Raw genomic sequence first — 13,330 nt, forward strand, 5'->3', positions numbered from 1 at the left:
TTTTACATCTTTATCTGCGTTCATCCTTTTTATCTGTGGTTAAAATTTAAATACTGATACCAGTGGTTATTAAACTTTTCATTTTCGAAATTATTTCAGCTGGGTTTTCGTCCGCAAAAATGGCGTTTCCAGCAACAAAAGCGTTAGCACCAGCCGCAACTAATGATGCCAGATTGGATAATCCGACACCACCATCAACTTCAATAATCAATTCGTCATTTACGCCTTGAATCAGACGTTTTAAATCTTGAATTTTCTTGTAGGTATTGTGAATAAATTGTTGCCCTCCGAAACCTGGGTTTACGGACATGATCAAAACCAAATCCAGGTCTTCAATTACATCTTGCAATAAAGTAACTGGTGTATGTGGATTTAAAGCGACACCAGCTTTACATCCTGATGATTTTATGAGCTGAATGGTTCTATGCAAATGAGTGCAGGCTTCGTAATGAACGGTAATTCTATCTGCACCTGCTTTGGTAAATTCAGGAATAAATTTGTCAGGATCAACAATCATTAAATGAACATCCAAAGGTTTTGTTGCATGTTTTTTAACAGCTGCCATAACAGGGAAGCCAAAAGAAATATTGGGCACAAAGACACCATCCATCACATCAACATGAAACCAATCGGCTTCACTTTGATTTATCATTTCGATATCGCGTTGTAAATTGCCAAAGTCGGCAGAAAGTATGGATGGGGCAATGATGTATTTCATAGGATAAAGATATAGAATTAGCAATAAACAAAAAACCCTTTCAGCCGAAACTGAAAGGGTGAATAATATTTTCCTTCGACAAGCTCAGGATGACAACAAGCCCTATCTACGCCTGAGGCGCAGCTGGTTTTTCTGGTCTAGGTAATAAAACTTTACGAGAAAGTTTCATTTTACCTTGTTTATCGATGTCTAACAATTTAACCTCGATTTTATCACCTTCTTTTAATACACCGTCCATAGTTTCTAAACGTTCCCATGAAATTTCAGAGATGTGTAATAAACCATCTTTACCTGGCATAACCTCAACAAATGCACCAAATGGCATAATTGATTTTACTTTACCTTGGTAAACTTCACCAATTTCTGGTTTAGCTACGATGTTACGGATACGGGTTACAGCAGCATCAATTGCAGCTTTATTGTCAGCAAAAATTTCAACGATACCTTTACCATCAACTTCTTCGATAGAGATTGAAGCACCGGTTTCGCGTTGCATTTCTTGAATAATTTTACCTCCAGGGCCGATAATTGCACCAATGAATTCTTTCTCAATAGTGATGGAAACGATACGTGGAGCATGCGGCTTCATATCTTCATTAGGCTGAGCAATCGTTTTCTTCATCTCGTTTAAGATGTGTAAACGACCTTCTTTAGCCTGTAATAAAGCTTTAGTTAATACTTCGTATGATAAGCCATTGATTTTTAAATCCATTTGACAAGCAACAATACCATTTTCCGTACCTGTTACTTTGAAATCCATATCACCTAAGTGATCTTCATCACCTAAAATATCAGAAAGGATTGCATATTTACCAGTTTTCTCATCAGTAATTAAACCCATTGCGATACCAGAAACTGGAGATTTAATTTTGATACCAGCATCCATTAATGCTAGTGTACCAGCGCAAACAGTTGCCATTGATGATGAACCGTTAGATTCTAAAATATCAGAAACAATACGGATAGTATATGGATTAGCTTCACCTTGAGGTAAAACTTTTTTCAACGAACGTTGCGCTAAAGCACCGTGACCAATTTCGCGGCGACCAGCACCTCTGTTCGGTCTAACCTCTCCAGTTGAGAAACCAGGGAAATTATAGTGCAATAAGAATTTTTGGTAACCGTTAAAGAAAGCACCATCAATCATTTGCTCATCATCTTTGCTACCTAAAGTAACTGAAGTTAACGATTGAGTTTCACCACGTGTAAACACTGCCGAACCGTGAGCAGCAGGTAAATAACCAACTTCACTCCAGATAGGACGAATTTCAGTAGTCTTACGACCATCTAAACGAATACCTTCATCTAACAACAGATTTCTAATGGCATCATACTGAACATCATGGTAATAATGTTTAGCCATTGCCTTAGTTAAATCTGCAGTATCTTCTGGCATTGCCTCGAAAAATTCGTTGATAATTGCAGTGAAACCAACTTTACGCTCATCTTTGTTCGAACCAGATTTCGCAACTGCGTAAACTTTATCGTAAGTATCTGCATAAACCTTCGCTTTCAAATCAGCATCATGGTCTTCATGGCTATATTCGCGTTTTACTGTTTTACCAGTTGCTTCAGTTAATTCAACCTGAATCGCACATTGAACTTTAATTGCATCATGTGCAAATTTTAAAGCCTCAACCATTTCATCTTCCTGAATTTCATCACACTCACCTTCAACCATACCGATATCGTTAGCCGAACCAGCAACCATAAACTCTAAAGTTGCACGCTCTAAATCGCTAGCATATGGATTGATTACCAATTTGCCATCAATTTTAGCAACACGTACTTCAGAAATTGGACCGTTGAAAGGAATATCAGAAACTGATAAAGCTGCAGATGCTGCTAAACCAGCTAAACAATCTGGCATTATATTTTTATCAGCAGAAATTAATGAAATCATCACCTGTGTATCAGAGTGATAATCTGAAGGGAACATTGGGCGCAAAGCTCTGTCAACTAAACGAGAAATTAAAACCTCGTAGTCAGATAATCTTGCCTCGCGGCGTAAAAAGCCCCCTGGAATACGACCAGTAGCCGCATATTTCTCTTGATAATCAACCGATAAAGGTAAAAAATCAGTACCCGGTTTAGCGCCAACCGTAGATACAACTGTTGCTAACAACATCGTATCGCCCATTTTAACTACCACCGAACCATCAGCTTGCTTAGCCAATTTCCCTGTTTCGATTTCTACAATTCTGCCATCGCCCAAATCGAACGATTTTTTTATTACATTCATTTAAATAGAATTATGGTGTGTTTTCCTCTTTCTACACGCCGTTGTTTATATATGTTTTTGTTTTTGCAAACGAAGATAAGATTAAAACACCTATCTATAATAAATCCCGTTAAAATATTTAACAGGAAACGTAAAAAGCCATTCTCTAAAGAATGGCTTTCGTTGATAAAATTCGCTTATTTTTGTTTGATGATATCACGAAGCGATAAAGCTTTAATGATAGCACGATAGCGCTCAATATCTTTTTTGTATAGGTAAGCCAAAATACCTCGGCGTTTACCTACCAATTTTTGAAGTGACAACTGAGTAGAGAAATCTTTACGATTTTTCTTTAAGTGTTCTGTTAAGTGCGCAATACGGTATGTAAATAACGCTACTTGACCTTCTGCAGAACCAGTGTTGGTTTCTACTTCGCCGTGTTGTTTAAAGATTTCGGCTTTCTTTTCTGGACTTAAATACATTTCTTGAATAATATTAAAGCAATAAAAATTAATTAATTGTTTCAAAAGGATTTCTTTTGAATGCCGCAAAGATAGAGCTAATTTTGATTATTAGCAAGTGGAATTACAAGATAGTTAAACGGCTCATTTACCGGGTTTAACATTTGGAAAATAAATTGCAGTTTTAATCGGTTGCTGCACTCCCACCCTTGCTGCAATCTTGTTTAAACCCTGTCATTCTGAGGAACGAAGAATCTGTAAGAGATGAAACAGATTCTTCGTTCCTCAGAATGAAAGCATATTAAAGGTCGCTGCAATTTTAAAAGTATTTTCGCTAATTTTTTAGCGAACTTAAAATTGAATAAGCAAGTTAGTTTCTCCTTGCAATCGTTCAAACCAAACAAATCCTTACTTTTACACAAAACATTTACCATTGGAAAAGAATCAATTTAGCATTTTCGAAAGCGAGTTACGTGTGCGCCCTGATGATATAGACATGTTTAACCATGTGCATAACAGCAAATATCTGGATTATGTATTGGCCGCCCGTTACGAGCAAATGGAAAAATTCTATAATATGCCTTGGGAACATTTCACAAAGCAGGGTTTAGGTTGGGTGGTGAGTCATGTGGATATTAATTTCAAACGTCCGCTTTTGATGAACGACCTGATGTTAATACGAACAGGCATTTTAACCATGCATGATAAAGGTTGTTCTGTTCAGTTTGAAATCATCAACAAAAAAACGGGCAAAGTTGCTTCTGACGGGATCTTCGATTATGTACTAATTGATTTAAACACCAGCCGCGGAACGAAAGTGACAGAAGAAATGATTAAGGCATATAGCGTCTAGATTAGATTAACGAGCGATCTTGCATTTTAAAAATACATGCCTAAACCGATGACAATTTTTAATATTGCTGTCATTCTGAGAATGACGTTAAAACTGTCGTCATTGCGAGGCGCGAAGCAATCTCTTTGAATAAAATAATTTACAAATGAGATTGTGCCAAAGGCATTCCTCTGGAGCTTCAATCGATAAAAAATCGGGATCGCCTACCTGCCGCAAGACAAGCAAAAGATGGAAAGTAAAAACTTCAATGATATACACGAAGAATCCGCAACCTAGTTGTTCTGTCCCAAAATATCGTTCACTTTTTTCGTGGATAAATTAGCACTTGGATTTCATTGTTTCGAGATTTTTCACCATATTCAGAATAACAACCCACAGACATCTCGCATTGCTTCATTTATTCTGCATGCGAATAAAATGTTTAAATAAAATTCCATGCTCTTTGGTATTTCGTGGCAAACAAATTAATCAACCAGCTAAATATCAGTCATCAAAAATTGACAATTCAAAAATTTATTTATATTTGCTTCATCAAAAAGAACAGAACCATGATAGTATCTGCAATCCGTTTTAGGTTTTAAATAACCGAGGATTCCCTCCCATTTCAATTTAAGATTTGTGCAGCTAGCTGCCTATCTTTTGGTTTATTCATTACATATTACAATATATTTTTATGTCAGAGTCAGCAAAGACACAGGGCAAACTATCATCTTTTTTTGATGTACTTATACAATCGTTAAAAGGCCACGAAGTTGATTTAACTTCAATCAGTACCAAACGGGCGATTATTTTATTAGCCATTCCAATGATGCTGGAAATGGCCATGGAATCTGTTTTCGCTTTAGTCGATTTATATTTTGTAGGCCACTTAGAAAACAGTAGCCACGCCATACAAACCGTGGGTTTAACCGAGTCGGTTTTAACCATTATTTATTCATTAGCCATTGGTTTAAGTATGGCTGCAACTGCCGTTGTAGCCAGAAGAATTGGCGAGAAAAACCCAGAAGCCGCTGCAAAAGCTGGTATGCAAACTATTGTGATAGCAGTAGTAGTTAATATCTTAATCAGCATTGCTGGATTAATTTATGCCCGAGATATCCTTCTAGTAATGGGAGCTTCAATAGAAACTGCAAACCACGGAACCACTTTCGTACGCATTATGATGGGCGGAAGTGTTATCATTGTTTTATTATTTTTAATCAACGGAATTTTTAGAGGTGCTGGAAACGCAGCAATCGCGATGCGAAGTTTATGGATTGCAAACATTGCAAATATCATCCTCTGCCCTATTTTTATCAATGGATTCGGACTAGTTCCTGCATTTGGGTTAACAGGAGCAGCAATTGCAACAACAATTGGGCGTGGATTGGGCGTTTGTTACCAGATTTACAATTTATTCAACGGAAAAAATACTTTAAAAATCCGGATCAGTCAATTTCTTCCTGATTTAAAGCAGATCAAAGCCATTGTTAAAATTGCTGCTCCAGCTATCCTTCAATTTGTAATAGCGAGTTGCAGCTGGGTATTTCTGGCGGAATTAGTAGCAACCACTGGTGGGGATGAAGGTTCTGCAGGCTATCAAACTGCATTAAGATTAATGATGTTTTTCATGCTTCCAGCCTGGGGATTAAGTAATGCTGCTGCAACTTTGGTTGGACAAAATTTGGGTGCCGGACATATTGATAGAGCGGAAAAATCTGTTTTCCAAACGTTAAAATACATCATCATTTTCATGGCTGTGGTAAGTGTTGTATTTTTAACCTGTGGCCATTTATTTGCTTCCTTCTTTACATCCGATATAAAAGTGATTGAAATTGCAAGTCGTGCTTTAAAAATTTTAAGTATTGGTTTTGTTATTTATGGTGCTGCTATGGTATTTAGTAGTGCTTTTAACGGTGCAGGCGATACCTGGACGCCAACCAAAATCAACATATTCGCTTTTTGGCTGTTTCAGATTCCTTTGGCTTACTTTCTGGCTAAATATTTAGAAATGGGTCCAACAGGTGTTTTCATTGCTATTCCAACGGCCGAAGCAGGAATCGCTGTAGCGGCTTTCATCCTATTTAAAAAAGGTAAATGGAAGAAAACGATGGTGTAATGGTCTCAAAACTTCAAATATTTACATTGTTTGAGAAAAATGCAAAACATTAAAGGTTAGGAAGATTTACCTGATCAAAAGATGCTTGGCCAGGTAGGTCTTACTTATGTTTAAACCCCACCTTGTGACCTTTAATCGCAAAGTATATAATGTACAGATATGCAGGAAGCATAGCAAACAAAAATGCATGTTGAAAATCGATATGCAACTTGTCTTTTAAAAAGCCATAAATTAAAGGCCAAATTGCACCACCAGCAATTCCCATAATCATAATGGCCGATCCGGTCTTAGTAAACTTACCTAATCCCTTAATTCCCAATGGAAAAATAGCCGGCCACATCAAAGAATTTGCCAACCCTAATAAAGCAACGGAATAATAAGAGACATAACCAGTTGTAAAAACCGAAACAATAGTTAATAGAATACCCGAAAGCGCACAAATTCTTAATGCCATTTGCTGTGATACAAAACGAGGGATAGTGGCTATCCCTAATACGTAACCCACAAGCATACATATTAGAGTAAAAGATGTCGAGAAACGCAGCAAATCGGCGTCGATATGTAATTCACGGCCATAAGTATTTATAATATCGCCGGCCATAACTTCTACGGCTACGCAACTGAATATGGCCAAAGCACCCAAAAATAAATGTGGATATTGGAAAATACTGGTTTTAGCAACAACCGGCGTTAGCGACTCATCATTTACTAAAACTTCATCATCGTCTTCTGCATTAATTTCAGGCAAATGCACAAATTTAATAAGGATTGCAAAGAGCACAAATACCACAGCCAATACAATATAAGGGGTATGAACCCGATGTAGAAGTTCATCTAAAATCGCATTCTTGGCATTTACATCTATGGTTGTTTCTAATTTTGAGGTAACCTCCTTTGCATTGTTTAGAAATAAAATACCGAAAATGATGGGTACCATAACACCTGCGCCCTTGTTACATAAACCTGCTATTGAGATACGAGCTGCTGCACTATCGATGGGACCAATAATACTTAGATATGGATTTACAGCAGTTTGCAACAATGCCATCGCAGATCCCTGAACAAATATTCCTGCTAAAAATAAGCTAAAGCTTCTATTATCGGCAGCCGGGATAAATATTAAAGAACCTACTCCCAAAATTACCATACCCAATACCAATCCATTTTTAAAGCCTATCTTTTTTAAGATCCATGAACTTGGTAATGCTAAGAAGAAGTAAGCGATGTAGGATGCAAATGTTACAAAGAATGCCTGTAAATCAGTTTTTAGGTTGAGTGCTAATTTCAAAAAAGGGATTAAGGTTCCATTAGCCCAGGTTACAAAGCCAAAAATAAAAAACAAGGCACAACAAATTATCATGGGTAATAGTGCCGTTTTCTTTTGCGGTATAGAGGGATTAATCATTTTTTATAGTTGTTAAAGTTGGTTTGTTTAGTTGATAGGACCAAACTAAGCAATTTAAACTATAACTTTTCAACTCAAACGTTTGCGTGATTTTCAGTTTTAATTCTGTTGAGTGTCTCTGTTCTAACTGTTAGATAACTCTTTATGTCAATTAAACCAATAAATTTCAATGGTTGACAACCAAACGAATTAAAAATGACCATCACGGTTAATTTATTACTATTTCGAATTGAGGTTTTAGTTCAAAATTGTGAGCACGAATAATTAATTGCCTTATAAATCAATACAGTAGCACTTTTTCAATATTTTTATTTGCATGAGATATATCGTAACCCTATATTTGCATCACTTTAAAGGAAACGGACAACGTTTTTAGTAAAGAAGATTCCGTAGCTCAGCTGGTAGAGCATTACACTTTTAATGTAGTGGTCCTGGGTTCGAATCCCAGCGGGATCACACCAAAGACTATCAAAATGTATAAAACCCTGCAATCGCACGATTAGCAGGGTTTTTGCTTTTAGGGAGGTGCCAAAATTCGCATGTTTTCATAAAACTTTGGTGAGTGATTCGGTAAGTAAGGTAAATTGGTTAAAAGTTACTCACCGAATAGCACATATTCATTTATTGTACAGGTTGTTATAAACTGAACATCTTGTATGTTTTTTTTGCATTATCACAAACGGTGATCACGTAGTCGAAATCGATATCCATGTACTCATCAATGTTGCTTGATTTATGTCCGGAAATATCAATGCCATCCCTTTTCATGATCTAAATGGCCTTTGGATTAACCCCGTGGGTTTCAATTCCCGCACTGTAAACTTCCGTTTTATCTCCAGCAAAATGTCTTAAATAACCTTGCGCAATCTGGCTCCTGCAACTGTTTCCCGTGCGGAGAACTAGTATCTTCTTCATAAATTTTATTGTCAAATGATTGTTGTACTTCTTCTTTCCAAAAGCACCGTGTCCCTCCAAACTCCATTTTGCTTTCCAATTTTCTCCCTAACGCCAAGCGTTCTAAAGCCAGCTTTTTCGTGGATGCGAAGGCTACCGATGTTCTCAGAAAATATACCTGCCTGTAATGTTCATATTCCTTCTACCTCACTCAAGCCAACAAGCTCTTCTAAAAGCGCAAGTCCGATTCCTTTACCTGATTGTTCGGGGTCAACATATACGCTGACTTCAGCTACACCTGAATACACGCAACATGAAGAGACTGGTTTCAGTGCTCCCCAGCCAACTATTTTTCCACTTTCTTGGGCAACAATTCTGCAAGTGCCAAGATGTGAACTGTCCCATTCTTCCCAGGAGGGTGCGCTGGTCTGGAAAGTGGCGTTGTCTGTAGCAATGCCTTTCTCATAGATTGATCTCACCGAATCCCAGTCCGATGGCAGTAGATTTCTTATTTTCATAGCAACGGTTAACAGCAACCGCCTCCAGGGGTACAACTGTTTGCCGCCGCTGCCAGATTAACTATTCCTTTTTTGAAGTTTCTTCCACGCCGAAAGCCTTCCTTGCAAGACAGGCAGTCTGCTTTGCAAGTAAAAGAAAGTTCGTCCCATCAAAGCCAAGGTCATATTTGCCTATGTTTCCAGATTGGTATTCAACTTCTGTTTCCAGGTCTTCCATGCCCAATACCTTTTCTGAAAGGGAAATGATATTCAACAGTTTGCCTGCTTTCAGGCGATGGTCGTAGTCGTCTGCATCCCATAACTGGAATTTGCTACCTTTTCATGGCGGACCTTGCCTCCACAATCGATAAACTCCTTGGTAATGATCCCCACTTCTGTTACGCGGAAATGTTCTTGTACAGTTTCACCGTTTTCTACTTGGAAATTAACTGCTTCAGCTGTTGCCAAGTGGTTTTGATTTCTGATAGTTTTATATATTCTCTATTTATGTATCGTAATTTTGCGATGGATTTACTCAAAAAAAGGGTTAGCAACACCCTTTGGGATCAACATATGAACCCATAAACTCCCCGAACAGCTTTTGCAAAAGGGTCCACGTTTTCCGCTCTATGCAATAGCATACCTTTACTCCATCGATCGTTCCCTGTATAATACCCGCGTTTTTTAGCTCTTTCAAATGCTGTGAGATCGTAGCCTGCGCCAGTCCAAGTTCTTCCACAAGGTCGCCACAGATACACGCATTGGCTGAAATAATCTGCTGCAATATCGCAATACGTGCAGGATGTGCAATCGCCTTCAAAAGTGTCGAAAGTTCGTTCTGCTCCTGCGTAAATATTTCTGTCTTTGTAAGCCCCATAATTTTATATCGCAATATTACGATAATTATTTCAAACAAAAAAATTCCTTTAAGTCAATTTATGAAAGTACAACGTATTGTGACCACAGGCTTCGCATGATTAATATAAAGAATAATTACCTTAACGCTAAAACCAATCATGCCCCAGCCCGAATCCGGACTGGGGCATAATTCCCAAAACAGTAATCTTAATTGATTACTTTGTATTTTTCTTTTCTGTTACCTCAGCTCTGATTTCCTGAGCAAGATTTTTCAAATCCTGCATACCTTTACGAACACGTGTTCCAGCAGCAGCGTTTCCTGCGTTGTAAAACTTTTCAGCATCAGCTTCAACTGAAGACACAAGCTCTTTGATTTTTGCAAATTTTTCCATGATAGATTAATATTTAAGCAGCAAATATATCAGAAGGATCGGAAAACACAAAAATCCAGACGTAACAAAGCAGGGGGCAAACACTCCCTGCTAAGCCTCAACAAAAGTAAAACTTAATACAAAGGCTATCTGCCCTTACCCTTTTTTGTTTCCATGGCCACCTCAGGCTCCTGGACAACTGCCTCACCGGCCACTTCCTTCTGGTCCAAAGCCTTGCTGATTTTCAAAAAATATGAAAGAATATCAAGGTCTGGAGAGGGCTCCGGTATCGGATTGTACCTGGTCAAAGAAATTATCGAGGCATCGGGTGGCAAGATCGAAGTCGAAAGCAGCTTAGGCGATGGAACAGTATTTCGCTTGCACGTAAAGCTGTAAAATATCAGCAAAAGAATATCAGTTCTTAGCTATATGATTAAAGGAGCGCATCCCCGAGTCATACAAAATGAACTACTCATTCACCAAAGCAGTTTTTTCCAGCAGTTTGGTTGCAATATCTTTTGGGGACAGTACATAGTCAGGATGGTCGTTTGCAACAAGCGATCCCGGCATTAATCCGAACTGGGCGGTATCCGGATCCTGCACAATAATCAGCCCTTGCTTATCTTCTATTGCCATCGCACCTTGCAAACCATCCAACCCTGCTCCGGAAAGGATCACTCCTATCGCATAATGCCCTATGTCTTTGGCAAGACTGATAAAAAGCTCATCGATTCCCCTATTGATATTTTCCTCTTCTGATCTGTCTCTTAACGTCAGCGTACCGTTTATAACCGTCATGATTTTGCCTATACCCAGTGCATAGATTTTCCCCTTTTCCACTTTCATATCCTCCACAACTTTTATAACCGGTATATCTGTTACCCTTTGAAGAATCAATGCAAGATTACTGTTATTGCCTTTTGGAATGTGATGAATCAAAACAATTGCAGCATTGAATGGATGAGCCAACTGACTTAGTATATTTTGTAGTGGCTCGAGCCCCCCTGCGGATGAGCCGATTGCAATAACGGTAAATGCTGACATGTATACTAAATCAATCAAGATGTATTTTTGTTTTGGCCCGGTCTCAGCTCAAACACTTATGCATAAAAAATGTTAAGAATACAGTAGCGTAAAATATGAAAAAAGATAGTGAAAAGCATGGCTTTGAGCAGCGGTTTAGGGAGTGTGATGCAAAGTTCAATAGTATATTTGAACTCAGCAGCGTCGCCACAAAAATCATAAATTCAGATCTCACCATTTTAAAAGTTAATAAAGCACTTTGTGAGCTCCTCGGTTATACAGCTGAAGAAATTCTGGGCACAAGAATTTTGGATCATGCCTGCGAAGAACATATAGACCACTGGCATCATCTCCTGGAAGAACTTTGGGCTACACAGGTACCGAACTTTAAGCTAAAAGCATGCCTCTACCGCAAAGATCGGGAAATTGTATGGGTAGATGTAACTACAATTTTATATACCGACCAGGGTGAAACATTCGGTTTTACGGTGCTCGACGACATCACCGGACTGAAACATTTTGAAAATAGCCAAAAGCGGTTAAATGTTGCATTAAAATATTCAGGGACGGCCATATGGGAGCTTGATGTTAAATCGGGTGAAGTATTCCGGTCAGCTGATCATGATCAGCTCTTTGGTTATGATTCCAATAGGGAAAAGTGGTTTTTAGAAGATTATAATCCTCACCTATACCAACGTGATCTTGAATGGTTTAAAAGCGCTTTACAAAAAATCAACGAAACAGATGGTCTGGATGTGCAGGTGCGAGTACTGAGAAAGGATGAGCAGTTGCAATGGCTGAATATTAAAGGTACGCCCGAAAGGGATCATTCCGGTCAGGTGGTCAGGGTAATTGGCGTGATCAATGATATCACCAAAGACAAACTGATAGAGCGGCATAAAGATGACTTCATCAGTATTGCCAGTCACGAGCTGAAAACACCCGTTACCAGTCTTAAAGCTTCGCTACAACTTCTCGACCGTAGTCAGGATGGTTCCTCAGAGCGTGTTAAATCGCTGATCCTTCAGGCCAACAAGGGAATCAACAGAATCACCGCAATTATTGACGACCTGTTAAATGCCGGGAAAAATTATGAAGAGCAGCTCTCGCTAAGAAAAGAAAATTTTGACATCTACCTGTTGGCGGAGGAGGTGATAGATCAGTTTGAAGCGTTGCCCACTCAATCCATTGAGCTACTGGGACACAAGAATAGTATGCTTAGGGCAGATGCGGAACGCATAGGGCGTGTATTAACCAACCTGATCGGCAATGCCATCAAATACGCCCCTAAATCCAGCAAGATAAAAGTTCACATTGAAAATCAGCAGGAAAGCATCCGGGTTTCGGTTGTCGATAAAGGACCCGGAATACCCGAAGATAAGATACCACTTCTTTTTGACCGTTATTATCAGGCGACAGATAACCAGAACAGCGCTTCAGGTTTAGGGCTTGGCTTGTTCATCAGTGCAAATATTGTCCGCAAGCATCTTGGAAAAATCGGGGTGAGCAGTCATCCGCTCGCTGGTACGAACTTTTGGTTTGAGCTGCCAAAGTGAAAACCATTTTTTTCAAAATAGCATAATCTATTCACGTATTTTTAGAAATAAAAAACCGTACATAAGTGTGTAAAATACGCATCTTTCCTGTCTGCAATTTTTTTAATATTGCAGATGCACTTTTTTATTTATCAGTCTTCCTGCGGATATTTCAAGCGGGAATTCAATCATATATCAGATGGGATCAAGCAACGCATTCATTCCCAAACCACCGATAAGTTGATATGCATCATCGACCGGAAATATAACCGTTTTATATATCAGTGCGGAGATTTCGACTGGCATCTTAACAATTTAAAAACTGGCGTAAATACTAGACTTCTATCATTATTCTATTCCCAGGATTAACCGAATGATCATAACAGATCACTGATC

12 protein-coding genes, 1 tRNA gene and 2 pseudogenes are annotated in these 13,330 nt (G+C 38.6%); 5 read left to right on the forward strand and 10 right to left on the reverse strand.

What is annotated here, in order from left to right:
• Positions 1–46: 46 nt before the first annotated feature.
• The 3 genes from rpe to rpsO all read right to left on the reverse strand — a co-directional run bounded on the left by rpe (position 47) and on the right by rpsO (position 3,421).
• Positions 47–718: a ribulose-phosphate 3-epimerase gene (gene rpe / locus ASE92_RS05710; protein WP_056849082.1), complete on the reverse strand. Its 672-nt coding sequence runs from the start codon at positions 716–718 to the stop codon at positions 47–49.
• Positions 719–824: 106 nt separating this feature from the next.
• The gene (pnp, locus tag ASE92_RS05715) at positions 825–2,960 is read right to left on the reverse strand and encodes a polyribonucleotide nucleotidyltransferase (protein WP_056849083.1); all 2,136 of its coding nucleotides are present in this window, start codon (positions 2,958–2,960) and stop codon (positions 825–827) included.
• Between the two features lie 176 nt (positions 2,961–3,136).
• On the reverse strand, positions 3,137–3,421 hold the full coding sequence (gene rpsO / locus ASE92_RS05720; RefSeq protein WP_025146265.1) for a 30S ribosomal protein S15: 285 nt from the start codon (positions 3,419–3,421) through the stop codon (positions 3,137–3,139).
• 412 nt (positions 3,422–3,833) lie between these two features.
• Between rpsO and ASE92_RS05725 the strand changes: the two genes are divergently transcribed.
• Together ASE92_RS05725 and ASE92_RS05730 are read left to right on the forward strand one after the other, a co-directional pair.
• On the forward strand, positions 3,834–4,253 hold the full coding sequence (locus ASE92_RS05725) for a thioesterase family protein (protein ID WP_056849084.1): 420 nt from the start codon (positions 3,834–3,836) through the stop codon (positions 4,251–4,253).
• Positions 4,254–4,926: 673 nt separating this feature from the next.
• The gene (locus ASE92_RS05730; RefSeq protein ID WP_056849085.1) at positions 4,927–6,351 is read left to right on the forward strand and encodes an MATE family efflux transporter; all 1,425 of its coding nucleotides are present in this window, start codon (positions 4,927–4,929) and stop codon (positions 6,349–6,351) included.
• A gap of 100 nt (positions 6,352–6,451) precedes the next feature.
• On the opposite strand, the gene ASE92_RS05735 is transcribed toward ASE92_RS05730, so the two are convergent.
• Positions 6,452–7,711: a sugar MFS transporter gene (locus tag ASE92_RS05735; protein ID WP_157255656.1), complete on the reverse strand. Its 1,260-nt coding sequence runs from the start codon at positions 7,709–7,711 to the stop codon at positions 6,452–6,454.
• Positions 7,712–8,139: 428 nt separating this feature from the next.
• Here ASE92_RS05735 and ASE92_RS05740 point away from each other — a divergent pair.
• Positions 8,140–8,212: transfer RNA gene (locus tag ASE92_RS05740), tRNA-Lys, on the forward strand.
• A 189-nt stretch (positions 8,213–8,401) separates the two neighbouring features.
• On the opposite strand, the pseudogene ASE92_RS05745 reads toward ASE92_RS05740, so the two are convergent.
• The 5 genes and pseudogenes from ASE92_RS05745 to ASE92_RS05765 form a co-directional block, all read right to left on the reverse strand.
• Positions 8,402–8,671, reverse strand: a pseudogene (locus tag ASE92_RS05745) (arsenate reductase ArsC); the annotation flags it as partial.
• Positions 8,672–8,841: 170 nt separating this feature from the next.
• The gene (locus tag ASE92_RS21450) at positions 8,842–9,129 is read right to left on the reverse strand and encodes a GNAT family N-acetyltransferase (protein ID WP_235527286.1); all 288 of its coding nucleotides are present in this window, start codon (positions 9,127–9,129) and stop codon (positions 8,842–8,844) included.
• 47 nt (positions 9,130–9,176) lie between these two features.
• Positions 9,177–9,641, reverse strand: a pseudogene (locus ASE92_RS05755) (DUF6428 family protein).
• 53 nt (positions 9,642–9,694) lie between these two features.
• Positions 9,695–10,024, reverse strand: a complete 330-nt coding sequence (locus ASE92_RS05760; protein WP_056849087.1) for a helix-turn-helix transcriptional regulator — start codon at positions 10,022–10,024, stop codon at positions 9,695–9,697.
• A 196-nt stretch (positions 10,025–10,220) separates the two neighbouring features.
• Positions 10,221–10,397, reverse strand: coding sequence for a hypothetical protein (locus ASE92_RS05765; RefSeq protein ID WP_056849088.1), 177 nt, complete (start codon positions 10,395–10,397; stop codon positions 10,221–10,223).
• A gap of 153 nt (positions 10,398–10,550) precedes the next feature.
• Here ASE92_RS05765 and ASE92_RS21680 point away from each other — a divergent pair, with 153 nt between their 5' ends.
• On the forward strand, positions 10,551–10,772 hold the full coding sequence (locus ASE92_RS21680; RefSeq protein WP_056849089.1) for a HAMP domain-containing sensor histidine kinase: 222 nt from the start codon (positions 10,551–10,553) through the stop codon (positions 10,770–10,772).
• A 72-nt stretch (positions 10,773–10,844) separates the two neighbouring features.
• On the opposite strand, the gene ASE92_RS05775 is transcribed toward ASE92_RS21680, so the two are convergent.
• The gene (locus ASE92_RS05775) at positions 10,845–11,438 is read right to left on the reverse strand and encodes a chemotaxis protein CheB (protein ID WP_157255637.1); all 594 of its coding nucleotides are present in this window, start codon (positions 11,436–11,438) and stop codon (positions 10,845–10,847) included.
• A gap of 77 nt (positions 11,439–11,515) precedes the next feature.
• On the opposite strand from ASE92_RS05775, the gene ASE92_RS05780 reads away from it, so the two are divergent.
• Entirely contained in the window at positions 11,516–12,955 is a 1,440-nt protein-coding gene (locus ASE92_RS05780) for a HAMP domain-containing sensor histidine kinase (protein ID WP_056849091.1), read from the forward strand.
• Positions 12,956–13,330 lie beyond the last annotated feature (375 nt).

The sequence above is a fragment of the Pedobacter sp. Leaf41 genome, from assembly GCF_001422545.1.
Classification (GTDB): Bacteria; Bacteroidota; Bacteroidia; order Sphingobacteriales; family Sphingobacteriaceae; genus Pedobacter.